This is a genomic window from Paeniglutamicibacter psychrophenolicus (assembly GCF_030812255.1).
Lineage (GTDB): Bacteria > Actinomycetota > Actinomycetes > Actinomycetales > Micrococcaceae > Paeniglutamicibacter > Paeniglutamicibacter psychrophenolicus_A.
Window position 1 is genome coordinate 84,965 of record NZ_JAUSSH010000007.1, and the last position, 23,976, is coordinate 108,940.

Consider the following 23,976-nt stretch of genomic DNA (forward strand, 5'->3'; position numbering starts at 1 on the left):
CGGCGCCCTTAGGTAGACTGGAGGGCATGACCCCCCTTTCTTCTGCCTCGGACCCGGACCTGCAAGCTGACCTCAACCGCGCGGGTTTCTACCCCAAGATCGTTGCGGACGTCATTGACGAGGCCCTCGACGGCCGTGAACCCGGCGGCCACCTGGTGCACCTGGAGACCCACTTCGACCAGCACGAGGTCCACCGCCACATCACCGTGCTGGTGCTGGCCGAGGACGTCCTGCTGGTCACCCATGTCGATGACCAGCAGCTCGACGAAAAGGGCAAGGAAGTCATGGCCCAGATCTCCACCGAGCTGGTCCAGCTTTCCAAGGTCGCGACCGTGGCCACCAGCTACGTCTACCACCAGCCGCAGAACTACCGCACCGGCGACATGGTCAAGGAACTGACCCTGGGCATCGCCTGGGCCGGCGCCCAGCGCATCGACCTGGCCCCGGCCGGGTGCGCGGACCCCAACTGCGATGCCGACCACGGCTACACCGGCACCTCCCAGCAGGAGGACCTGGTGCTGCGCGTCAGCGCCGAGGCCGACGGCGTCAAGGCCGTGACCGCAGCCCGCAGCTTCGCCAAGGCCATGCGCCGGGCCTCCGCCCCGCGCGGCACCGAGGTGCGCACCGTCCTTCCGGCACCAGCGGCAGAGGTCCGCGGCCGCGTCGGCTCGCGCTTCGGCCGCAACACCCACCAGGGCTAAGGCCCCGGAAAGGCACACGCATCTTGGCAACCAGCACCCGCAAGACCCCGGCCTCCGCACTTCCGGCGGCCCCGCCCTACGGCAGCAAGACCATCGCCGAGCTGCTTCCCAGCGCCGCCGCCGCGCTGGGGGTGCCGGGCTTCGACAACCACCTGGGGCTTCCGGCGGCCAACCGCATCGCCGTGGTGATGGTCGACGGGCTGGGCAAGGCGCTGCTGCGCTCGCGCGGGGGACACGCCCCGTTCCTGCGCAAGCTCATGGAGAACTCCCAGACCCTGCTCTCCTCCTTCCCCTCCACCACCGCGGCCTCGCTGGCGTCCCTGGGCACCGGCCTGCCTCCGGGGCAACACGGGGTGGTCGGCTACGACTCCGTGGATCCGGCCCGCCGCCGCGTGGTGAACCAGCTCGGCGGCTGGCCCAAGGACCTTGACCCGCACTCCTGGCAACCGCACCCGACGGTCTTCGAGAAGGCCGCCGAGGCCGGGGTGCACACCGCCACGGTGTCCCTGTCCCAGTTCAAGGGCTCGGCGCTGACCGCGGCGGCGCTGCGCGGCCCGGTCTTCATGCCGGCCGAATCCACGCATGCCCGCGTGCGGGCCACCTGCGAGGTCCTGGCGGCCAACCCGCGCGCCCTGGTCTATTGCTACTTCAACGAGCTGGACAAGGCCGGGCACCGCCACGGCAAGGGCTCGGCGCAATGGGGCAACGCGCTGGAGGACCTGGACTCGCTCATGCGGACCCTGGCCGCCCGCGTTCCGGCCGGCACGCTGCTGCTGCTGACCGCCGACCACGGGATGGTCGACGTGGAGGAGAAGTGGCGGATCGACTACTCCGAATTCCCCGACCTTGTCGACGGGGTGGAACTGACCGCCGGGGAACCGCGCGGGGTGCAGCTGCACTTCGACGCCGGCACCTCCGCAGCCCGGCGCGAGGCCGTGGCCGAGGCCTGGCGCGAACGCTTTGGCGCCAAGGCCTGGGTCCTTTCCCGCGACGAGGCAATTGCGCACGGGCTGTTCGGGCCGGTGGCCGAGGCGGTGCGCGACCGCATCGGGGACCTGCTGATCCTGGCCGCCGAGGACGTGGCGTTCCTGGACGGGCGCAGGGTCAAGCCCGCGGCGTTCGCGATGGTCGGGCAGCACGGATCGATGACCCGCGCCGAGTGCGAGGTCCCGCTGCTGGTGCTGGCGAAGCCCGCGAAGAAGTAGCGGCACCAACGCCAAGGGCCCGCACCCGGCATGGGAAACATGCCGGGTGCGGGCCCTTCGCTGTGCGGTCCGTGGCTCGCCCGGCCCGTCCGCTGGACGGCGCCGGGGCGAAACCGGGGGAAGTCAGTCGTTGTTGTTGCGGCGCCCGAAGACGATCTCGTCCCAGCTGGGCACCGAGGAACGCTTGGCCTTCTTCTTGCCGCCGGCCTCGTCTTCGCCGGACTCGGCCCCGTTCTCCGGGTCCTTGTCCTCGTCGGTGCCGTGCCGGGGGCCGGGCACCAGGGAAATGGAGGTGGTGCGGGTGCTGATGCCGTCGTAGAGCTTCGGCAGACCGTCCTCCAGCGGGGCGGGGCCGGCCAGGCGCGGGTCGTCGTCCGGGTGCGGGGAGCGGGAGAGCATCGCGGCCAGGGCGTCGTCGCCCTCCTCGTCGAGGCCCAGGCGCTGCCCGCGACGGGCGCTGAGCACGTCCAGAAGCTGTTCGGAGTCGGCCACTGCGGCCTCGAAGTCCACCTCGTCGCCGTCGGCCTCGACATCGAAGGGGGCGTCGGCGACGGCGGTCAGGCGGCGGGCGCCGACCGGGGCGTCGAGCGGCTCGAGCTCGCTGAGCACCTGGGCCCAGCGGTTTGCGTTCTGCAGCGACTTGCGGCTGGGGTGGAAGGCCCACTTGGCCATCGATTCCTCGGAACCGGAGTCCAGGGCGATGCTCGCATCGGTGTCCGGCAGCTCGAAGCGGGCCACCACGTCCCAGGATCCGTCGGAGGCGCGCCAGGCATCCCAGGCAAGGGTTTCGTTGTCGATGCCCAGCGAGTGGATGCGGTAGGCGACCATTTCGCCGAGGTTGGCCGGCTCCTCGCCGAAGATGCTGCGGTAGCCGTCGTGGGTCTGCGGGGCCGAGACCTCGACGTTGCGGGCCTGGGCGGCGATGTATTCGCGTTCGGCCAGCACCGGGCCCTCGTAGCGCATGATGCGTTCCAGCGGCATGCCCGAATCGGCTGCGACTTCCTCGGCGGTGGCCCCGGAGCGGATCCGGGTCTGGATGTCGCGCGGCGACAGCGGGGCAACGGGCTCCTGGGAACGATCGGCCCGGGCAGCTCGAGTCAATGCACTGCGCAGCGCTTCATCGATGGGCAGCACAAAGCTGTTGCCGTCCTCGCTGCTCAGGTGCAGGCTCTCACCGTTCTCGTGGATGCCCACCAGTCGGAGTTGACGCATGACTATCCTCCACAAACCGTCGTGTTATGGGTAAAACTCTGCCACCTGCACCGCCAAATACCTAAGAGGCGCCTTGGTGTGGCGCGCGGCGGCTTCATGATTATTCCCTCAGGGGAACGCAAAAACCGGTAAAACCGGGCAATAAATCCAGACTTCGGCCCGGAAGGTGCAATGATAATCAGGCCGTGGGGAACCGGGCACAAAAACGACCTGTTCTGCGTTGAATCATAGGCGCATCCAAACGCGCGGGTTGACCGGGGCACCAACATGGCCCCCCCGTGCAGTCCCGATACGAACGACAGCTTGAACCAAGCGGAGTGTGAAGCAGCAATTATGGCAACCGACTACGATGCACCTCGAAGGCATGCCGAAGACGATGAGAAGCCCGAGGCACTGCCCGAGCTGAAGGCGCAACGCAACACGAACACCAATGCCTCGAACCTCATTGACGAAGACGAAGCGGCACTGGCCGACAGCTACGAGCTGCCCGGCGCCGACCTCTCCGGCGAGGAGCTGGCGGTCATGGTGCTTCCGGCGCAGGCCGACGAGTTCACCTGTGCCTCCTGTTTCCTGGTGCGGCACCGCTCGCAGATCGCACTGGAAAAGGACGGGCTGCTGTACTGCACCGACTGCGAGGGCTAGGCGCTTAGGCGAACAACAAAGCGCCCGCCGCTTCCGCTTGCCCCGTGTTCATGCGGGGGGACGGAGGCTGCGGGCGCTATTTGCTGCCGTGGGGACCGGTGGGGACTAGGCCGTTTCCGGCCCGGCGGGGGAATCCGGGGTGTGGGCGCTGTCCGGCTCGTTCCCGGCCTCCTGTGCCTCGCGGTACTGCACCATCAGCCCGCCCAGGGCCGAGGTGAGTTCCTCCGGGCGGCGGGTGGACGCCAGCCAATAGGGGGTGGAATCGCGCTCATCGGTGATCTCGATGCGCACCACCGGGTCGATCCAGCCGCGGATGCACATGAAAGCGATGCCGTTCAGGCCCGGGCCGCGCTGGTGGTAGGCGGCCGAACCGCGGTAGCCGGTGACCTCGCCCACGAACTCGCGCTCGATGGTGGCCCGTCCCACGCGCACGGAGTGGTCGGTGACCTCGATGACGGGGGTGCTCATGACCAGCGCGAAGGCGATCAAGCCCAGGGCGACGATGCCGGCAACGACGCCCCAGGAGATGCCAATGGGCATGAAGGCGACGGCGGCGGTGCCGCCCAGGCCCAGCGTCACGACCCAGATCCACCAGGCGGGCCACAGCTTTTCGCGGAAGTGGACGGGGGCGGGTTGCGTTGGGGAAGGGTTCTCGGCCATACCCACAAGCATAGGTGGTGGGCCGTTGCCCGGACGCCATCGCGAAGCGCCGCAAGGGACTAGAGTTAAGGACGAAACGCGCGCGTTCGCACCGACGGCGCGCACACCCCAACCCGAACCCCTGGAGTGGAAAACACATGTCCGCATCGAGTGTCGATATCGCCCTGAAAATGCTTGATCCCGACCTTCCGGTTCCAAGCTATGCACACGAAGGGGATGCGGGAGCCGACCTGTGCGCCCGCGAGGACGTCACCTTGGAGCCGGGGCAGCGCGCCTTGGTTCCCACCGGTGTTTCCCTGGCGCTGCCGCTGGGCTTCGTCGGACTCATCCACCCTCGCTCCGGACTGGCGACCAAGCACGGTTTGACCGTGGTCAATGCGCCCGGAACCGTCGATGCCGGGTACCGTGGTGAGTTGAAAGTCACGTTGTTGAACACGGATGCAACCACCCCGATCGTGCTGAAGCGCGGGGACCGCATCGCCCAGCTGGTGGTTCAGCGGGTCGAACGGGCCCGGTTCATCCAGGTGCAGGAACTTGATGACACCGCGCGCGGCGCCGGCGGCTTTGGCTCCACCGGCGGCTTTGAAACCGCAACCACCAGCCACTAGGTACGGCCGCCGAAACCCAGCGGTCGACACAGCAAGAGAGCTACTTCCATGATTTTCAAGCGCAAGAAGAAGGCTGAAGCCCAGGCGCAGCCCGAGCAGACGATCGCCGAGCTCAATGCCGCGGCCGAGCAGGCCAGGGAACCGGCCGCGGACGTCCCGGCCGCCGCCAAACCTGCGCCTGCCCAGGGGGCCGGGGACAGCGCAGCGGCACCGGCCGCCGTGCGGGACACCGCCCAGGGCCCCTTTGACGGGGACGACTTCGGGGACCACGACGGCTACCTGGACCTCGGCGCCCTGCTGATCAAGCCGGTCCCCGGCCTGCAGCTGCGCCTCGAGGTCGAGGAATCCACGCAACGGGTCATCGCCGTGGCCCTGGAGATCGGCGGCTCGCGCATGCAGCTGCAGGTCTTTGCCGCACCCAAGACCGATGACCTGTGGCCCGGGATCTCCACGCAGATCGCCACCGGGATCGCCGACCAGGGCGGGGAAACCGAAATGGTCCCGGGCCGCTTCGGCAATGAACTACTGGCCCGGGTTCCGCAGGTGGCTCCCGACGGACGCCAGGGCCATGTGGTGCTGCGTTTCCTGGGCATCGACGGCCCGCGCTGGTTCCTGCGTGCGGTGATCGGCGGCGCCGCGCTGACCGACATCGAGGAAGCCAAGGCCATGGAGGACGCACTGGCCCAGGTCGTGGTGGTGCGCGGAGACACCCCGATGCCCCCGACCGAGCTCTTGCCGTTGACGGTCCCCGCCGGCGCGCTGGCCCGCCCGAACGAGTCACCGGATGCCGCGGAGCAGATCCCTGACACCGAGCGCCCCGATCGCGGCCCGGAAATCACCCAGATCGGCTAGCGACGTGCCCAAGGACAAGGCGCCCAGGGCCAGGCGGGGCCAGCCGGCACCCGCCGCGTCTGCGGCCGCGGCAGGTGTCCTGCCGCAGACCGGATTCCAGCGCCTGGCCTCGCTGGCCGAACTTCCGGTGCGCGGGCGCATCGCGCACCGCGGCTATGTCGAATCCATCACGATCCTTCCCCCGCAGCAGGCCCCGGCCTTCACCGTGACGATCGTGGACCACCCCGCACCCCCGGGGGGCCGCCGCAACGCGGTGCCGCACCTGCGGCTGGTCTTCGTGGGCCAGCGCCGGGTGCCGGGGCTCCTGGCCGGGTCAAGGATCCGCTACGAAGGCATGGTGGCGCCCATCGACCTGGTCCCCACGATCTTCAACCCGCGCTACGAGATCCTTCCCGAGCGCACCGCCGCCAAGTAGCGGGCACCCGGCAGCGCCCCCCATCCACAGCACCCCGCCACCCAAGGACAAGACAGCGCGATGAGCGAGCACAGCGAAAACACCCCCAAGCCCGAGGACCCCGGCGCCGACAGCGGCCCGAACGCCGAGGACGTGGCCCGGCGCATCGGTGCCAATGCCGGGATCGAACGCCGCGACGACGGGCAGATCGACGTGCTCAAGACCATTGGCGGGGTGCGCGGGCTGGTCGAGTCGCTGCTTCCGGGCCTGGTTTTCCTGGTCATCTTCACCCTCTGGCAGCAGCTGAACCCGGCGCTGATCGCCTCGGTGGCGGTGGCGGTGGTGTTCACCGTGGCCCGGCTGGTGCGCCGCGGAACCCTCACCCAGGCGCTGACCGGGCTGGTGGGCGTGGCAATCTGCGCGATCTTCTCCCGCGTCACCGGGGAGGCCAAGGACTACTACGTCCCGGGTTTCTACACGAACCTGGCCTACGGCGGCGCGCTGGTCGTCTCGATCCTGGTTCGCTGGCCGCTGATGGGCGTGATCTTCGGGTTCATCCGCTCGGAAAACACGAAGTGGCGCTCCAGCAAGTCCCGCACCAAGGCCTACGCCTGGGCGACCTGGATCGTGGTGGGGGTCTTCGCCGCGCGCCTGGCCGTGCAGGTTCCGCTGTACCTCGCCGACAACGTCCCGGCCCTGGGCGCCGCGCGCCTGGCCATGGGCGTCCCGCTGTATGCCGCGGGCCTGTGGGTCGCCTGGATGGTTTCCCGCCCGCAACCCGGCACCCCGGCCACCGACCCTGCCGCATAGGCCGGGGCGGCGCCGCCGGCTACCGCTGTTCGGAATCCGAGTTGCGCAGCACCGCGCGCAGCTGGTCCTCGGCCACGATCGTGGTCACGAAGAACAGCTCGTCCCCGCCCTCGACGACGTCGTCCGGGCTGGGGGCCAAGGGCACGTCGTCGCGCAGGATCGCCACCACCGTGGCGTCATCCGGCCACGGCACCGAGCCCAGGGTGCGCCCGATCAGCGCCGAATCGTGCGGCACGGTGAACTCCACCATCGACACGACCCCGGACTGCAGGGTCATCAGGCGCACCAGGTCGCCGATCTCCACCGCCTCCTCAACCAGTGCGGTCATCAGGCGCGGGGTGCTCACCGCGACGTCCACGCCCCAGGCGTCGTCGAACATCCAGTCGTTCTTCGGGTTGTTGACCCGGCCCACGGTCCGCCCGACCCCGAACTCGCTCTTGGCCAGCAGCGAGACCACCAGGTTCACCTTGTCGTCGCCGGTCGCCGAGACCACCACGTCGAACTCCTCGAGCTTGGCCTCCTTGAGCACCGAGAGCTCGCAGGCATCCCCGAAAAGCCAGCGCGCGCCCTGGACCCCGGCGCGCGAGACGACCTCGGGCTTTTCGTCGATGAGCAGCACCTCGTGCCCGTTGGTGATCAATTCCTTGGCAATGGAACTTCCCACGGAGCCGGCTCCGGCAATCATGACCTTCATTGTGCGTTCTGCTCCGTGGTTGGCTTGGGGGCGACGGAAAGGACCTTTTCGATGTCCTTGTCGGCATTGACCGGCATCATCGCGTGCACGATGTCGCCTTGCTGCAGCCGCATGCCGGGCACCGGCAGCACCCCTTCGCCAAAGCGCGAGAGGTAGGCGATGCGGATCGGGGCGGCGGCCTCGAGCTCCTCAAGGCCGGAGCCGTACCAGCCCTCGTGGACATTGACCTCGCCGAGGATCAGCCGTCCGGAGGCCTCGCGGAAGTCGCCGTTGAGCGAGTGTTCGGGCAGGATCCGGCGCAGCACCTGGTCCGAGCTCCAGCGGACCGCGGCGACCGTGGGGATGCCCAGGCGCTGGTAGATTTCCGCGCGTCCGGGATCGTAGATGCGGGCCACCACGTGCGGGACGTGGTAGGTTTCGCGGGCCACCCGGGTGGCCAGGATGTTGGAGTTGTCGCCGCTGGAGACCGCGGCAAAGGCGTAGGCCTCGGAGATGTTCGCCCGTTCGAGGGTTTCGCGGTCGAATCCGACCCCGGAGACCTTCAGCCCGGAGAAGTTGCGCCGCAACCTGCGGAAGGCGCGGTCGTCCTGGTCGATGATGGCCACCGAGTGGCCGGCGTCGTCGAGCGTGTGGGCCAGTGTCACCCCGACCCGGCCGCAACCCATGATAACGAAGTGCGCCATGATCCATCCCCTTGTTCCCACCGTGTGCCTGCGGTCCTCCGCGGCACGGTTCACCACCAGTGTTTCACGGTTCGAGGCCCGGATGCGTGATTCTTCACGTGCCCGGGTGCGGTGTGGTGTATGACAGGGCAGGGCAAAGACGGCTAGCTTTGGATCGTGCTTTCATTCCTTGCCGCGCTGAAGCGGATTCTGGTGGGGCGCCCCTTCAGGACCGAGAGGCTGAAGCAGGCGCCGCTTCGCAAACGCCTTGCGCTGCCCATTTTCTCCGCCTCCGCGTTCTCCTCCATCGCCTACGCCCCGGACGAGGTGATACTCACCCTGGCGCTGGCCGGGCTGGGTGCCATGGCGTTCTCGCCCTCGGTGGGCCTGGCCGTCATGGTCGTCATGCTGGTCATCATTGCCTCCTACCGGCAGTCGGTGAAGGCCTACCCCTCCGGCGGAGGGGACTACGAGATCGCGTCGGTGAACCTGGGGCACCGCGCCGGGACCACCGTGGCGGCCGCCCTGCTGGTGGACTTCGTGCTCACCGTGGCCGTGTCGATTTCCTCGGCTTCGCACTACGTCATCGCCGCGTTCCCCGCCATGGCCGGATCCCAGCCGTGGATCGCGACCGCCGGGGTCGTGATCCTCGCGGTGCTGAACCTGCGCGGGCGCGGCCGCTCCCGGATCGGGAGCGCCGCACCGGTGTACCTCTTTGTCGGGGTGGTGTTGGTGATGCTGGCTGCCGGCGGCATCCTGGCCGCCACCGGGAACCTGGGCACCGCACCGAGTGCCGGGTTCGAGGTCGTCCCTGACCCGGACTACCCGCACGGGCTCACCGGGCTGGCCGGCGTGCTGCTGGTGCTGCGCGCCTTCTCCACCGGCTCGGCCGCCCTGACGGGCGTGGAGGTCCCGATCTCCAACGTGCACACGCTGGCTGCGCCCAAGGCCCGCAATGCGGCGATCGTGTTGCTTTTGCTGGGGCTGATTGCCGGCGCGCTGACCCTGGGGACGATGTACCTGGCCCGGGCCGTGCAGGTCCACGTGGTCGAGGATCCGGCGACCGGGCTGCGCCTGGACGGCGGGCCGATCCCGGCGGACTACATCCAGCACCCGGTGCTGGGCCAGCTGGCCGAGGCGATCTTCGGCGGCGAATCGGTGGGCCTGTACCTGGTGCTGGCATTGACCGTGGCGGTGCTGTTGATGGCCTCGCACACCTCCTTCAATTCCTTCCCGAACCTGGCCTCGCACCTGGCCACCGACGGCTACCTGCCCCGCCAGCTGCGCACCCGCGGGGACCGGCTGGGGTTCTCCAACGGCATCCTCGCCCTGGCCATCGCCGCCATCGTGCTGATCTGGGTGTTCAACGCCCACGTGCCGACGTTGATCCAGCTCTACGTGGTGGGGGTGTTCGTCTCCTTCACGCTGAGCCAGCTGGGCATGATCAGGCACTGGGGCCGCGAACTGGCCCAGACCCCGGACAAGCGGGTGCGCGCCCGCATCCACCGCTCGAGGCTGCTGAACCTGGTGGGCTTCGGCCTCACCGCGGCGGTGCTGGTGATCGTGCTGGGCACCCGGCTGGTGCACGGCGCCTGGCTGGCGGTGCTGGGCATCGCGGTGCTCTTCTTCATGATGGATGCGCTGCACCGGCACTACGTGCAGGTCGATGGGGAACTGGCCATCGGCGCCGACGACTCGGCCACCGCGCTGCCGGCCCGCGTGCACGCCCTGGTGCTGGTCTCCACGCTGCGCAAGCCGGTGCTGCGCGCCGTGGCCTTCGCCCGCGCCGCCCGGCCCTCGAAGCTCGATGCCATCGTGGTGGACGCGGACTCCGAGCGCACCGAGGCGACGCTGAAGCAGTGGGAGGCCCTGGGTATCCCGGTGCCGATCACGGTGCTGGCCTCCCCGTACCGGGAGATCTCCGCCCCGCTGATCGAGTACATCCGCTCCATCAAGCGCGATTCCCCGCGCGATTTGATCGTGGTGTACATCCCCGAATACGTGGTGGGCCGCTGGTGGGAGCAGCTGGTGCACAACCAGACGGCGATGCGCATCAAGAACCGACTGCACTACGAGCCCGGGGTCGTGGTGGCCTCGGTGCCGTGGCGCCTGGCCTCCTCGGACGTCTCGACGTTCCTGGGTCCCACCGAGCAGGGCTCGGCCGGGACCAAGCCCCGCAACACTTCCGCAACACTTCCGACCCCCAAGCCGAAAGACACGCCATGAGCACGCACGAAAACATCCTGAAGGTGCGCCTTGGCGCACCCGCCCACGGCGGACACACCGTCGCCCGCCACGAGGGCCGGGTGATCTTCGTGCGCCACGGGATCCCCGGCGAACTGGTGTCCGTCGCGGTGCGCGAGGACGGCGAGAAGGCCCGCTTCTGGCGCGGCGACGTCGTGGAGGTCCACGAGCCGGCCGAATCCCGCGTGCCGCATTTCTGGACGCAGGCCGATTCCCTGCACGCCGCCGCACGCGGCGCGCTGCCGGTGGGCGGCGCCGAATTCGGGCACATCTCACTGGAGGCCCAGCGGGAGATCAAGGGCCGGATCTTCATCGAGCAGCTGGAGCGCCTGGGCGGCATTGACGCGGCCGAACACGGTTTCACCGGTGTGCGGGCGCCCGAGGGCGAGAGCGCGGACGCGCTGGGCTGGCGCACCCGCACGGCGTTCGCCGTCGATGCCAAGGGCCGCCTGGCCATGAGCCCCTTCCGCTCCAACGACCTGGTCCCGGTCAAGGAGATGCCGCTGGCGCATCCGAAGATCAACGAGCTCAAGCTCTGGGAGCTGCCGCTGGTGGGCATCAGCCGAGTCGAGGTTGCCGTTGGCTCGGGGGAGGACTCCGGCGTGCTGGTGCTCTTCGTCGAGGACGGCACCGTCGCCGGGGCCGCCGGGCGTGCGGCCAAGCGCCTGCCCGAAGGGGTTTCCGCGGCCTCCGTCACCCAGGTCGGCGGCTCGGTGGCCGACGGGCGCGGCGCGCTGCAGCGCCTGCGCGGCCGCACCTGGCTTTCGGAGTCCGTGGCCGGACACGACTACCGGATCACCGGCGAGGGCTTCTGGCAGATCCACCGCCTGGCCCCGGCCACCCTGGTCGAGCGCGTCATGGCCCAGCTGGCCCCGGGCTACGGCGCCCGGGTTGCGGACCTCTACGCCGGCGCGGGGCTCTTCAGCGCCCCGCTGGCCCGGGCCGTGGGCGACGACGGCATGCTGCTGTCCATCGAGGGTGCCCCGGGCACCAGCAAGGACGCGGTCAAGAACCTGCGCGAGTTCCCCCAGGCGATCATTTCCCAGGGCCGCGTCGAGAAGACGCTGTCGCGGGAATTGAACACCCGCAAGGCCAAGCTCGACTCGATCGTGCTTGACCCGCCGCGCACCGGTGCAGGCAAGACGGCGGTGGCCGCGATGGCCCGTTCGGGTGCCCAGAAGATCTCCTACGTTTCCTGCGACCCGGCCTCGTTCGCCCGAGACACGGCCGACCTGGCAGCTGCCGGCTTCCGCCTGGACGAGGTCGAGGTCATCGACCTGTATCCGCACACGCACCACATGGAGACGGTCGGATTGTTTGTCCGCCGCTGAGCGAGGATGTGACCCCGTTGAACCCGTAAATGTCGGGTTGGCGGGGTTCGATGGGCGGTGGGGGATAGACTGTCTATAGCTCTGTCGCAAGAATCCACGAGTTGAACTCAGTTAGGACCGCCTAACTGGATTTCCTTGTGGGTGTGCAACGAAGATGAAGAATCCGGCGAGAGGAGTCCCCGTGAGCAATGTGGACAGTTTTGGTGCCAAGGGCGTATTGGACGTCAAGGGCAACGAATATGAAATTTACCGGCTGAACGCCGTCGAAGGCGCGCAAAGCCTTCCGTACAGCCTCAAGGTTCTGTTGGAGAACCTGCTTCGCACCGAAGACGGTGCGAACATCACCGCGGACCACGTCAAGGCCCTGGGCCAGTGGGATCCCGCGTCTGAACCCAACACCGAAATCCAGTTCACCCCGGCACGCGTCTTGATGCAGGACTTCACCGGTGTTCCGTGCATCGTTGACCTCGCCACGATGCGCGAGGCCGTCAAGGACCTGGGTGGCGACCCCACCCGCGTGAACCCGTTGGCACCTGCCGAAATGGTCATCGACCACTCCGTGCAGATCGACGCATTCGGCAACGCCGGTGCGCTCGAGCGCAACATGGAGATCGAGTACCAGCGCAACGGCGAGCGTTACCAGTTCCTGCGCTGGGGCCAGACCGCGTTTGACGACTTCAAGGTCGTCCCGCCAGGCACCGGCATCGTGCACCAGGTGAACATCGAGTTCCTGGCCCGCACAGTGATGACCCGCGAGGTCAACGGCGTGCTGCGTGCCTACCCGGACACCTGCGTCGGCACCGACTCGCACACCACCATGGTCAACGGCATGGGCGTGCTGGGCTGGGGCGTGGGCGGCATCGAGGCCGAGGCGGCAATGCTCGGCCAGCCGGTCTCCATGCTGATCCCGCGCGTGGTGGGCTTCAAGCTCTCCGGCGCGATCGCCGCCGGCGCCACCGCCACCGACGTCGTGCTGACCATCACCGAGATGCTGCGCAAGCACGGTGTTGTGGGCAAGTTCGTCGAGTTCTACGGGCAGGGCGTTGCCGAGGTTCCGCTGGCAAACCGCGCGACCATCGGCAACATGTCCCCGGAATTCGGTTCCACCGCGGCCATGTTCCCGATTGACGATGTCACCCTGGACTACCTGCGCCTCACCGGCCGCTCCCAGGAAAACGTGGACCTCGTCGAGGCCTACGCCAAGGAGCAGGGCCTGTGGCACGACCCGAGCCGCGAGATCCGCTTCTCCGAGTTCCTCGAGCTGGACCTGTCCACCGTGGTTCCCTCGATCGCCGGCCCGAAGCGTCCCCAGGACCGCATCGAGCTCTCCAGCGCGAAGGAGCAGTTCCGCAAGGACATCCACAACTACGCCGCGGGTGCAGCCGACGAGCTGGGCATCGGCCGCCCGTCGACCTCCGTCGAGGTCACCAAGGCCGACGGCACGTCGTTCTCGATCGACCACGGCCTGGTTTCCATCGCCTCGATCACCTCGTGCACCAACACGTCCAACCCCTCGGTCATGCTTGCCGCAGCACTGCTGGCACGCAAGGCAGTGGAAAAGGGCCTGGTGTCCAAGCCGTGGGTCAAGACCTCGGTCGCCCCGGGCTCGAAGGTCGTCACCGAGTACTACGAGAAGTCCGGCCTGATGCCGTACCTGGAGAAGCTCGGCTTCTTCATCGTGGGCTACGGCTGCGCTACCTGCATCGGCAACTCCGGTCCGCTGGAAGCCGAGATCTCCGAGGCCATCCAGGCCCACGACCTCTCCGCCACCGCGGTGCTCTCGGGCAACCGCAACTTCGAAGGCCGCATCAACCCGGACGTGAAGATGAACTACCTGGCGTCCCCGCCATTGGTCATCGCCTACGCCCTGGCCGGCACCATGGACTTCGACTTCGAGAACGATTCGCTGGGCACCGACGAGGCCGGCAACGAGGTGTTCCTCAAGGACATCTGGCCGACCCCGACCGAGGTCCAGGCGACCATCGATTCCTCCATCGACGAGGGCATGTTCGCCCGCGGCTACGAGGGCGTCTTCGACGGCGACGACCGCTGGAAGGCCCTGGACACCCCGGCGGGCAACACCTTCGAGTGGGCCGAGGATTCGACCTACGTCCGCAAGCCCCCTTACTTCGAGGGCATGCAGGCCACCCCGGCTCCGGTCGAGGACATTTCCGGTGCGCGCGTGCTGCTGAAGCTGGGCGATTCGGTCACCACCGACCACATCTCCCCGGCCGGTTCGTTCAAGTCCGATTCCCCGGCCGGCCAGTACCTGCTGGCCAACGGCGTGGACCGCAAGGACTTCAACTCCTACGGCTCGCGCCGTGGCAACCACGAGGTCATGATCCGCGGCACGTTCGCGAACATCCGCATCAAGAACCAGCTGCTGGACAACGTCGAGGGTGGCTTCACCCGCGACTTCACCCAGGAAGGCGCACCGCAGGCATTCGTCTACGACGCAGCCATGAACTACAAGGAAGCCGGCACCCCGCTGGTCGTCCTGGGCGGCAAGGAATACGGTTCGGGCTCCTCGCGCGACTGGGCCGCCAAGGGCACCGCGTTGCTGGGCGTCAAGGCCGTCATCACCGAGTCGTTCGAGCGCATCCACCGCTCGAACCTCATCGGCATGGGCGTTCTTCCGCTGCAGTTCCCGGCTGGCGAAAACGCCGAGACCCTGGGCCTGGCCGGCACCGAGACCTTCTCCGTCGAGGGAGTGACCGAACTCAACAACGGCACCACCCCCAAGACCCTGAAGGTCACCGCCGTGGCGGAGGACGGCAAGACCGTCTCCTTCGATGCCGACCTGCGCATCGACACCCCGGGCGAGGCAGACTACTACCGCAACGGTGGCATCCTGCAGTACGTCCTGCGCCAGATCTCCGCCAGCTAGCCAGCCAGCGCACGATCCACGCACCGCAAGGGCGGACCGTTCCCGAGCAATCCGGAACGGCCCGCCCTTGCGGCATTTAACATGCAGGAATTCTTTGGAGCAGGTCCAGGCGAATAGGATGGTGGCCATGGGAATCGCGCGGCTGGTCAACCTTCTGAAACGGGACCGGAAACGGCAATCCATTGACGAGGTCATCGAGATCACCCGGCGGCTGGAGCAACATTTCGCCAGGCATGCCAATCCCGGAACGCCAGGCTCCGCCGATTCCGTCGCCCGCAGCGCAGCCTGGATCAGGAACCGGGTCACCGGGGCGGAGACCGGCGAGCAGCTGCGCAACGGGGCCAGGGACGGGCTGCATGCCATGCGCGGCGGCATGGCGTCGCTCACCGACACCTATGTCGGCGAGGATCCAGCGGACTACGCAATGATCGAGCGCTCGTGGAAACAATTGCGAACCGCCCTCGAGCTCCTGCTCTAAGTCGGCATCACCGGAAACGACTTAAAGGCCGAGCCTGGCCGAGGCTTCCTCTCGGAGCTGGATCTTGCGGATTTTCCCGGTCACCGTCATCGGGAATTCATCGACGATGACCAAATGCGCCGGAACCTTGTAGTGGGCCAGCCGGCCGCGGACGAAATCCTGCAGTGCCGGCAGGTCCAGCGGTGTGGCCCCCGCCTTCATCTTGATGCAGGCACACAGCGCCTCGCCGTACTTTTCATCGGGCACCCCGATGACCTGGACATCCTCGATGTCGGGATGGCGGTACAGGAATTCCTCGATTTCCCTGGGGTAGATGTTTTCCCCGCCGCGGATCACCATGTCCTTGATCCGGCCCACGACGTTGCAGTACCCGTCGTCGCGCATCTCGGCGAGGTCTCCGGTGTGCATCCAGCCCTCGGCGTCGATCGCTTCGGCGGTTTTTTCCGCATCGTTCCAGTAGCCGAGCATCACCGAGTAGCCGCGGGTGCACAATTCGCCGGTGCGGCCCCGCTCCAGGGTTTCGCCCGTGGCCGGGTCGACGATCTTGATCTCCAGATGCGGGTGGACCCGGCCGATGGTTGCCGTGCGGCGCTCAAGATCGTCATCCGCACGGGTTTGGCAGGAGACCGGGCTGGTTTCGGTCATCCCGTAGGCGATGGATACCTCGGACATGTTCATTTCCGTGATGCAGCGCTGCATGACCTCCACCGGACAGACCGAACCGGCCATGATTCCGGTGCGCAGGCTGGAAAAGTCATGGGTTCCAAACGTGGCGTGGTTCTGCATGGCGATGAACATGGTTGGCACCCCGTAGACGGCCGTGCATCGCTCCGCTGCGATGGTTTGCAGGGTGGTTTCGGCGTCGAACCCCGGTGACGGGATCACCATGGTGGCGCCGTGGGTCATGCAGCCGATGTTGGCCATGACCATTCCGAAGCAATGGTAGAACGGGACGGGGATGCACAGGCGGTCGGCGGGGCCCAGGCCGATCAGCTCGGTGGTGAAGTGCCCGTTATTCAGGATGTTGCGGTGGCTGAGCGTTGCCCCCTTGGGGAACCCGGTGGTGCCCGAGGTGTATTGGATGTTGATCGGGTCGTCGGGCAGCAACGACTCCATGCGCCGGGCCACGGCGTCCGGGGCGATCTCACGCCCCGACTCGATGAGTTCGGCCCAGTCGGCCGTGTCGAGGTAGACCACGCGTTCCAGCCCCGGGGTCTCGCCCGCGGTCTGCTCGATCATGGACCGGTTGTCGCTGGTCTTGAAACTCGATGCGGCGATGAGCATCCGCAGGCCACTGTGGTTGGCGGCGTATGCGTATTCATGGGTTCGGTAGGCCGGATTGATATTGACCAGGATGACTCCGATCTTCGCCGTGGCGAACTGCACCAGGGTCCATTCGGCGCAATTGGGTGCCCAGATGCCCACACGGTCGCTCGGTGCCATTCCCGCCGCAAGCAGGCCCCTGGCCAAGTCGTTGACGTCGCGATCAAGTTCCGTCCAGGTCCAGCGTCGCCCGGTGGCAACCTCGACCAGGGCTTCCGATGCGCCGTGCCCCTGAACCGTCGATTCAAAAGCGCGGCCAATCGTTTCGCTCAACAGCGGAACCAGGGTCTCGCCCTTCGCGTAGGACTTCATGCCCGCGTCCACATCCGGCACTGGATGATGCCGGGTTGCTGTTTCGGGAAACCCGTCCGGGGCGCGGCATCGGCGTGGGGGAATCTCTGGGTGGTGACAGCACTCATGGTGCATCCAATCTTGCTAGGTGCCTCGAGGGCAGACCGCTGAAGGGACGGGATGGGTCGGCCGGCATCCAACCTGGAAATCCCTTGGTCGGTGGCGCCCGCGTATGTCGATTTCAAGTCCTGGGCGGTCTCGAAGCCGACAATTACACCGTATACCGCAACTCCGCCTCCGGTGTGTTGGACATCACGATTGATGGACAATGCCCAAATCCGTGACGGCCGAAACCGGACGGGTTGCTTTGCTTCAGGGGGAGCCCTGCCGCAACGGGCGGGAATCGCTCGGATGCATCGAGGGCACCTGTCGGGGCATTGAAGCCCGTCTCGCCCGTTCCGGGGAAATCGCGGCACCGGCGCACGTGACCGGCATCGGGCTGGATTCCTGCGGACCCGGAGTCCAATGCAACAATGCTGCGCCATGCGCGAGGTGGGCCAGTGGCCGCGGAGCCAATCAGTCGGCCTCGAATCGCACACCGCTGTGAAAGGGCGGCATCCGCCAGGGAGGAATCCAGGCCTGGTACGTGGGGATGCTGGCCAGCATGGCCCGCATTGTCGCGGTGCTCTGCCCGGTCTGCCGGCATTTTCCCGCAGAGGTCAAGCGCCGGGAAGGCCCAGCGCTCGGTCCGGCAACTCCCAAGGACCTCCGGAGACTTCCGCCTCCGATTCATGGCGCGGCAACGAGCCGGAGCACTGGCTGTGGCAGCGGATCACCGCATGTGTGACGATGGGATCCATCCGGTGGGTTCGGCATTGAATCACCATTGGATCCCGGCGGCCGAGTCCAGCGGCATGCGTTCCTCGGCGGCGCGGGTCGTGGCGGTCGTGGGGGCGTCGGCCGCATGCAGGGCTTCGGGGAAATGGAGCATGGTGCGATCCTCGAGTTCGGCCAGGGTGATTTGGTAGACCCTGAATTCGTCCAGGTCCATCAGTGCCCGAAGCTGGTCGAGGTTCTGGGTGAGCAGGAACGCACGCGACTTCAGGACGCCGCCCTCGAAGAAGGCCACGAGCTTCCAGTATTCGTGCGGCAGCGCTGTGCCGCGGTAGATGCGGTCATCCTCGTGGAAGACCGGGCCGCCGAAGACGCTGACGCGCAGGTCATCGACGTCGACGTCCTCAAAGACCGCGTTCTCGAGGCGGCCCCAGATCCCTTCCTTGCTGCTTTGGTTGAAATCGTCCATTTGCGGCGTGATGTTGGTGTAGTAGAACGAATCCTTGTTCGCCTGCTTGGCCCCGGGCAAGTCGCCCCAGAGCAGGTCGGCGCGGCGTGCCAGGTGCCCGCGGTCCAGGCGGTTGTTGGCGTATAGCTCGTTGCCGGTTTGTGCGTCGTCGGGAAGCCGGGGGTCGTCGGTGAAGTTCGAGTTGGCACGGCTGAGGCGCTTGATGCTGGCGCCGTCGATGTTCCACGCGACCCAGCGGGCGAATCGCCGCGAACGGCTCAGGGTGAGGGAGAAATGCGTATAGGGGACGGTTGCGGCCCCCTCCCACAGCACCGCATCGTCACGGATGCTTTCATCGAGTGCGGGGACCTCGATATGGATTGCCAGGAAATCCGGATCGTATCCGGTGCGGGCGGCGGAGTCTTGGTCGTCTGGTGCGGTCGTGTCGGTCATGACAGGGTCTTCGTTCTCTGAAATTCCCAATGCCGCGCCGCACGCGCCAAGGGAATTCACCGGGGTGTCCGCGCAAGTGCTTGGTGTCCCGGGTGCGTCGGCGGACGCGGCGGCCCGGTGGCGCCATCTTCCACTCGAATCGAGGGGGATGGGATGCCTGGAATCATGCGCAAGAAGGTTCCCGCGCGAACAAGGCGCGGGGCCCTCCGGCGGGGGCCTTGAGGGTTGCGGCCGGAAGCAGGAACCGGCGGCAGCCGCTTCTGAACCGCCCGCCGTTCCAGAGGCCCGCCAATGAGGCGAGAAGCTGGCCCAGGTACATGCCCTGGAACAAGGGCCCGCGGGGCAAGAGAACCTGAATCCCGCCCCGTTGCGGGAAGCTGCGCGATGGAACGGCAAATGCCATGGTCCTGCTATCGGTACGCCCGGTTGCTCTGGCCAGGGCTGTCAACAGGGAGCCGGCGGTCGCGTATGTGGCGCCGATACCGGGCCTGCACGTACGCGGTTCGCCCGACCAGCTCAAGTGTTGCTGCGGGTCGGCGGCGTTCCGGTCCATGTGGAGGGGGATTCCACGCGGCATGTCGATTCCCTGGCTTCAGGGGGCCCGAAAGGGTCCCTGCAAGGTTCATTGAACCACCTGATGCATTACCGCGTCGTTATCGGTCGCCGGTGGGCCCTCCCGCGCTGGCCTACCCGGCTGCGGCGGAACCCAGTTCCCTGTTCAGGTTCGAGACCCGGGCGGCAATGTCGTCGCGCAGGAACTCCATGCGTTCGCGCTCGGTGGCCAGCTCGGCCGGGGCCTCGGCGGGAACCCAACGCTCCATGGTGACGCCCTCGAGCTCGGGCACCTGGGCCTCGCCCACGATGACGACCCGGTCCGCGGCACGCAGCGCCTCCTCGGTCAGCGCGGTGGGGACCTCGGCACGCATGTCCGCGCCCAGCTCGGCGACCACGTCTGCGGCCAACTCGTTGATGTGGTGTGCCGGGACCAGGCCGGCCGAGTGGACTTGCACGCCCTCGCCCGCAACCTGGCGCAGCAATGCGGCGGCGAGCTGGGACTTGCCCCCGTTGGTGTTGCAGACGAAGAGGACATTGGGTTTCTTATCCGACACGGTGGCAGGTCCTTTACTGGTGGTCGGGGCCCGGCAGCAGGCCCATCGTACCGATCCATCCTATGGTCCCGGGCCTTCGGGCACCTACGTTGAAGGTGGCGGCCGCATGTGTGGCGCTTGGGAACCGCTGGAATCCCGCCCTGGAGGTACTCCGTGCCATCTCCCGACTCATCCAACACCGTGCGGCCGCGGCCCGCGGCCCGACGGATCGACGCAGTACGGGACACACCGTGGGCACGCCGAATCCAGGACCGGCAGCCGTGGGATTCGGCGAGCATCTCTCCGGGACTCCCCAAGACGTTGTCGACGAATCCCGCACCGGTGCCCTTGCCCATCCGGTGTTGAACACGTACGTTGGGGCCATTGGTCCCGTTTGGCAATCCAGATGAATTGCGAGGTCCGCCATGAACAACGGAGTTGTAGCCTTCCGCCGATGCGTGTCCCGGGGTGCAGCCTCGGCCGATGTCCGGGTCCTGGGAACCGGCATGCGGGCATGATGGCGGTGACCGCGGCCCGGCGTCGGGCCACCGGATCCTCTACGGCCCTGCATGGGCTGATGGCCGTCGGCGGGATCATTATGGTGCTGTTCCTGGTTGCGCACATGTACGGAAACCTGAAGGTCTTTTCCGGGCAGGCGGCCTTCGACGGGTATTCGGCCTACCTCCGCACCATCCTCGAACCCCTGCTCCCGTATGCCGGGGCGCTGTGGATCCTGCGGGTGATCCTGCTGCTGAGCGTCGGTGCCCACATCCTGGCGGCCTTCGTGCTCTGGCACCGCGCGCGGGCGGCGACCGGTGGGCGGGGCGGATACCGCTACCTGAGCACCGCGAACCGGCGCGGGGTCCAACGAAGCTACGCCTCGTTTACGATGCGCTGGGGCGGGATCACCATTGCGCTGTTCGTCATCTACCACCTGCTTCACCTGACCGTGAACGTGATCGCCCCGGGCGGGGCCTCCGAGAGCCCCTACACGCGGATGGTCAACGGGTTTTCGATCTGGTGGGTGGTGCTGTCCTATGCGGTTGCCTTGGCCGCGCTGGGCCTGCACCTGCGCCACGGGATCTTCAGCGCGCTGGCCTCCCTGGGCGCAAACACCTCGACGACAACCCGGCGCCGGTACAACCAAGCGGCGGTGCTGGTCACCGCCGTGCTGCTGATCGGCTTCCTCGTCCCGCCGCTCTGCATCCTGGCCGGATGGGTGGGGCCATGAACGGGTACTACGCCGGCGGAGACCCGCTGGTCGACACCAAGGACCCGGGCGGGCCGCTCACCGAACGCTGGGACAAGCGCCGCTTCGAAGCCAAACTGGTGAACCCGGCCAATCGCCGCAAACGTACGGTCATCATCATCGGCACCGGACTGGCCGGGGGATCGGCCGCGGCAACGCTCGGGGAGGCCGGCTACCAGCTGAAGGTCTTCTGCTACCAGGACAGTGCCCGCCGGGCCCACAGCATCGCCGCCCAGGGCGGGATCAACGCCGCGAAGGACTACCGCAATGACGGGGACAGTGTCCAGCGGCTGTTCTACGACACGGTCAAGGGCGGTGACTACCGCTCACGCGAATCCAACGTGTACCGCCTGGCCCAGGTCAGTGCCGCGATCATCGACCAGGCCGTCGCCCAGGGGGTTCCGTTTGCCCGGGAATACGGCGGACTGCTTGACACCCGCTCCTTCGGCGGCGTGCAGGTCTCCCGCACGTTCTACGCCCGCGGGCAGACCGGGCAGCAGTTGCTGCTGGGCGCCTACCAGGCGTTGGAACGCCAAGTCGCGGCCGGAACCGTTGAGCTGAACACCCGCCACGAGATGCTCGAGCTGATCGTCATCGACGGCAAGGCCCGCGGGGTCGTGGTGCGGGACATGGTCACCGGTGCCTTTGAAACGCATCTGGCCGATGCGGTCGTGCTGGCCTCGGGTGGCTACGGCAACGCGTACCACCTCTCCACCAATGCCATGGGCTGCAATGTGAGCGCCACCTGGCGGGCGCACCGCAAGGGCGCCTACTTCGCGAACCCCTGCTACACGCAGATCCACCCGACCTGCATCCCGGTCAGTGGGGAACACCAGTCCAAACTGACCCTGATGAGCGAGTCGCTGCGCAATGACGGACGGATCTGGGTTCCTGCGGTCGCCGGGGACACCAGGGATCCCGCCCTGATCCCGGAGGCCGAACGCGATTACTACCTGGAACGGACCTACCCGGCCTTCGGCAACCTGGTGCCCCGCGACGTGGCCTCCCGCGCTGCGAAGCAGCAATGCGATGCCGGGCGCGGGGTGGGCCCCGGTGGGCTGGGCGTCTACCTGGACTTCAAGGATGCGATCAAGCGGCTGGGCCGCGAAACGATCGAGGAGAAATACGGGAACCTGTTCGACATGTACGCAAAAATCACCGACGAGGACCCGTACTCCACCCCGATGCGCATCTACCCGGCCATCCACTACACGATGGGCGGGCTGTGGGTGGACTACGACCTGGAAAGCACGGTCCCCGGGCTGTTCGTCATCGGGGAGGCAAACTTCTCCGACCACGGCGCCAACCGGCTCGGTGCCAGTGCGCTGATGCAGGGGCTCGCCGATGGATACTTCGTGCTACCCGGCACCATCGGGGACTACCTGGCCACCAATCCGCTGCCCGCCGGGATCGACGCCACCCATCCGGCGGTCCTCGAGGCGGAGGCCGCCGTGCGGGAACGCACGGCGAGGCTGCTGGCCGTCAACGGGTCGCGCACAGTGGATTCCTTCCACCGGGAACTGGGCTCCATCCTGTGGGAGTACTGCGGGATGGAACGCAACGAGGAGGGCCTGACCAAGGCGATCGGACTGATCCGGGAGCTTCGCGAAGCCTTCTGGGCCGATGTGAAGGTCACCGGTGTCAACGAGGAACTGAACCAGTCGCTGGAGCGCGCCGGGCGGGTGGCGGACTTCTTCGAACTGGCCGAGCTGATGTGCATCGACGCGCTGCACCGGCGCGAATCCTGCGGCGCCCACTTTCGCACCGAAAGCCGGACCCCCGAGGGCGAGGCGCTGCGCATCGACGAGGAGTACTCCCACGTGGCCGCCTGGGAATTCGCAGGCGACGGGGCGCCGCCCATCCTGCACCGCGAGCACCTCGGTTTCGAGCACATCAAGGTCCAGGCAAGGAGCTACAAGTGAAGATCACGCTGCGCATTTGGCGCCAGCCAGACCGCGATGCCGCCGGGGCCATGGCCACCTACGAGGTGGACGGCATCTCCCCGGACATGTCGTTCTTGGAAATGCTCGATGTGCTCAATGAGGAGCTGGCGCTCGCCGGCGGGGATCCGGTGGCCTTCGACCACGACTGCCGGGAAGGGATCTGCGGGATGTGCTCGTTGGTGATCAACGGCCTGGCCCACGGGCCCGAGGCACTGACCACCGCCTGCCAGCTCTACATGCGCCACTTCACCGACGGGCAGGTCATCGACGTCGAGCCGTGGCGGGCCACACCGTTCCCGGTGCTCAAGGACCTGGTGGTGGATCGCGGTGCCTTGGACCGGATTGTTGCCGCCGGGGGATACATCAGCGCGCCCACCGGAGCGGCACCCGAGGCGCACTCGGTGCCGGTGCCCCGGAAGGATGCCGAGCGCGCCTTCGACGCCGCGGCGTGCATCGGATGCGGCGCCTGCGTGGCCGCGTGCCCGAACGGGTCGGCCTCGCTGTTCCTGGGGGCGAAGATCACCCACCTGGGAGCGCTGCCGCAGGGGCAGCCCGAACGCGATGCCCGTGCCCTGGCCATGGTGGAGCAACACGATGCCGAGGGCTTCGGTGGGTGCAGCCAGATCGGCGAATGCACAGCGGTGTGCCCGGCGGGCATCCCGCTGGACATGATCTCCCAGCTGAACCACGACGTGCTCGCTGCCCTGCCGCGCGGCAAGGACCAGCGCGGGTAGCAGGTGGCCGGGTGGGGAATTCCCGCGGTGGGCAGGCTGTACGGTGGCAGCGCGGATACCCCGGCGCCGGCATTGTGCCCATTGGTGCCACCGTCACGGGCGGGGGCCGGACGAGTGCGTTGCCGGCCGAACGCACCGGGGCCCGCTGCATCGGACTGGAGGACCTGCGTGCCGGACACCATGCGCGGGCGCGGTGCGACGATGCGGCGGCCCGGAGTCTTGGGCCCGGATCC

General features: G+C 67.6%; 21 protein-coding genes. 14 read left to right on the top strand and 7 right to left on the bottom strand.

Going from position 1 to position 23,976, the window contains the following annotated elements; translation table 11 throughout:
• Window positions 1–26: 26 nt before the first annotated feature.
• A complete protein-coding gene (locus tag J2T21_RS11425) occupies window positions 27–701 on the top strand; it encodes a DUF5998 family protein (protein ID WP_071213405.1) in 675 nt (224 codons plus the stop codon).
• A 23-nt stretch (window positions 702–724) separates the two neighbouring features.
• A complete protein-coding gene (locus J2T21_RS11430) occupies window positions 725–1,906 on the top strand; it encodes an alkaline phosphatase family protein (protein ID WP_307581496.1) in 1,182 nt (393 codons plus the stop codon).
• Between the two features lie 123 nt (window positions 1,907–2,029).
• On the opposite strand, the gene sepH is transcribed toward J2T21_RS11430, so the two are convergent.
• Window positions 2,030–3,118, bottom strand: a complete 1,089-nt coding sequence (gene sepH, locus J2T21_RS11435; RefSeq protein ID WP_307581497.1) for a septation protein SepH — start codon at window positions 3,116–3,118, stop codon at window positions 2,030–2,032.
• Window positions 3,119–3,451: 333 nt separating this feature from the next.
• Here sepH and J2T21_RS11440 point away from each other — a divergent pair, with 333 nt between their 5' ends.
• The gene (locus J2T21_RS11440) at window positions 3,452–3,760 is read left to right on the top strand and encodes a DUF4193 domain-containing protein (protein ID WP_071213402.1); all 309 of its coding nucleotides are present in this window, start codon (window positions 3,452–3,454) and stop codon (window positions 3,758–3,760) included.
• 105 nt (window positions 3,761–3,865) lie between these two features.
• Here the strand turns inward: J2T21_RS11440 and J2T21_RS11445 are convergent, their stop codons facing one another.
• Window positions 3,866–4,420, bottom strand: coding sequence for a DUF3093 domain-containing protein (locus J2T21_RS11445; protein ID WP_307581498.1), 555 nt, complete (start codon window positions 4,418–4,420; stop codon window positions 3,866–3,868).
• Window positions 4,421–4,557: 137 nt separating this feature from the next.
• Between J2T21_RS11445 and dut the strand changes: the two genes are divergently transcribed.
• The 4 genes from dut to J2T21_RS11465 are packed head-to-tail and all read left to right on the top strand — an operon-like array spanning window position 4,558 to window position 7,084.
• The gene (gene dut / locus J2T21_RS11450) at window positions 4,558–5,028 is read left to right on the top strand and encodes a dUTP diphosphatase (protein WP_307581499.1); all 471 of its coding nucleotides are present in this window, start codon (window positions 4,558–4,560) and stop codon (window positions 5,026–5,028) included.
• Between the two features lie 48 nt (window positions 5,029–5,076).
• Complete coding sequence (locus J2T21_RS11455) at window positions 5,077–5,880, top strand: DUF3710 domain-containing protein (RefSeq protein ID WP_307581500.1); 804 nt, start codon at window positions 5,077–5,079, stop codon at window positions 5,878–5,880.
• A gap of 4 nt (window positions 5,881–5,884) precedes the next feature.
• The gene (locus tag J2T21_RS11460; protein WP_307581501.1) at window positions 5,885–6,295 is read left to right on the top strand and encodes a hypothetical protein; all 411 of its coding nucleotides are present in this window, start codon (window positions 5,885–5,887) and stop codon (window positions 6,293–6,295) included.
• A 60-nt stretch (window positions 6,296–6,355) separates the two neighbouring features.
• Complete coding sequence (locus J2T21_RS11465; RefSeq protein ID WP_307581502.1) at window positions 6,356–7,084, top strand: DUF3159 domain-containing protein; 729 nt, start codon at window positions 6,356–6,358, stop codon at window positions 7,082–7,084.
• Between the two features lie 19 nt (window positions 7,085–7,103).
• Here the strand turns inward: J2T21_RS11465 and J2T21_RS11470 are convergent, their stop codons facing one another.
• The gene (locus J2T21_RS11470) at window positions 7,104–7,778 is read right to left on the bottom strand and encodes a potassium channel family protein (protein ID WP_307581503.1); all 675 of its coding nucleotides are present in this window, start codon (window positions 7,776–7,778) and stop codon (window positions 7,104–7,106) included.
• Window positions 7,775–8,461, bottom strand: coding sequence for a potassium channel family protein (locus J2T21_RS11475; RefSeq protein ID WP_071213599.1), 687 nt, complete (start codon window positions 8,459–8,461; stop codon window positions 7,775–7,777). Before J2T21_RS11475 ends, J2T21_RS11470 begins: the two co-directional genes overlap by 4 nt.
• A 156-nt stretch (window positions 8,462–8,617) precedes the next feature.
• Here J2T21_RS11475 and J2T21_RS11480 point away from each other — a divergent pair, with 156 nt between their 5' ends.
• The 4 genes from J2T21_RS11480 (at window position 8,618) to J2T21_RS11495 (ending at window position 15,380) form a co-directional block, all read left to right on the top strand.
• Window positions 8,618–10,666 (top strand): APC family permease, encoded by a 2,049-nt coding sequence (locus J2T21_RS11480; RefSeq protein ID WP_307581504.1) that lies wholly within the window; start codon window positions 8,618–8,620, stop codon window positions 10,664–10,666.
• Window positions 10,663–12,015, top strand: coding sequence for a class I SAM-dependent RNA methyltransferase (locus J2T21_RS11485; RefSeq protein WP_307581505.1), 1,353 nt, complete (start codon window positions 10,663–10,665; stop codon window positions 12,013–12,015). The genes J2T21_RS11480 and J2T21_RS11485 overlap by 4 nt, the downstream gene beginning before the upstream one ends.
• A gap of 181 nt (window positions 12,016–12,196) precedes the next feature.
• A complete protein-coding gene (gene acnA, locus J2T21_RS11490; RefSeq protein WP_307581506.1) occupies window positions 12,197–14,902 on the top strand; it encodes an aconitate hydratase AcnA in 2,706 nt (901 codons plus the stop codon).
• A gap of 127 nt (window positions 14,903–15,029) precedes the next feature.
• A complete protein-coding gene (locus J2T21_RS11495; RefSeq protein WP_307581507.1) occupies window positions 15,030–15,380 on the top strand; it encodes a hypothetical protein in 351 nt (116 codons plus the stop codon).
• Window positions 15,381–15,401: 21 nt separating this feature from the next.
• On the opposite strand, the gene J2T21_RS11500 is transcribed toward J2T21_RS11495, so the two are convergent.
• From J2T21_RS11500 to J2T21_RS11510, 3 genes are all read right to left on the bottom strand, one after another.
• Window positions 15,402–17,015 carry an AMP-binding protein gene (locus J2T21_RS11500; RefSeq protein WP_307581508.1) on the bottom strand — a complete coding sequence of 538 codons (1,614 nt, stop codon included), beginning with the start codon at window positions 17,013–17,015 and terminating at the stop codon, window positions 15,402–15,404.
• 859 nt (window positions 17,016–17,874) lie between these two features.
• On the bottom strand, window positions 17,875–18,729 hold the full coding sequence (locus J2T21_RS11505; protein WP_307581509.1) for a DNA/RNA non-specific endonuclease: 855 nt from the start codon (window positions 18,727–18,729) through the stop codon (window positions 17,875–17,877).
• A gap of 686 nt (window positions 18,730–19,415) precedes the next feature.
• On the bottom strand, window positions 19,416–19,838 hold the full coding sequence (locus tag J2T21_RS11510; protein ID WP_307581510.1) for an arsenate-mycothiol transferase ArsC: 423 nt from the start codon (window positions 19,836–19,838) through the stop codon (window positions 19,416–19,418).
• A 493-nt stretch (window positions 19,839–20,331) separates the two neighbouring features.
• Between J2T21_RS11510 and J2T21_RS11515 the strand changes: the two genes are divergently transcribed.
• The 3 genes from J2T21_RS11515 to J2T21_RS11525 are packed head-to-tail and all read left to right on the top strand — an operon-like array spanning window position 20,332 to window position 23,743.
• A complete protein-coding gene (locus tag J2T21_RS11515; protein ID WP_209908713.1) occupies window positions 20,332–21,048 on the top strand; it encodes a succinate dehydrogenase cytochrome b subunit in 717 nt (238 codons plus the stop codon).
• Window positions 21,033–22,988: a fumarate reductase/succinate dehydrogenase flavoprotein subunit gene (locus J2T21_RS11520; RefSeq protein WP_444939668.1), complete on the top strand. Its 1,956-nt coding sequence runs from the start codon at window positions 21,033–21,035 to the stop codon at window positions 22,986–22,988. Before J2T21_RS11515 ends, J2T21_RS11520 begins: the two co-directional genes overlap by 16 nt.
• Window positions 22,985–23,743, top strand: a complete 759-nt coding sequence (locus tag J2T21_RS11525; protein WP_307581512.1) for a succinate dehydrogenase/fumarate reductase iron-sulfur subunit — start codon at window positions 22,985–22,987, stop codon at window positions 23,741–23,743. The genes J2T21_RS11520 and J2T21_RS11525 overlap by 4 nt, the downstream gene beginning before the upstream one ends.
• Window positions 23,744–23,976 lie beyond the last annotated feature (233 nt).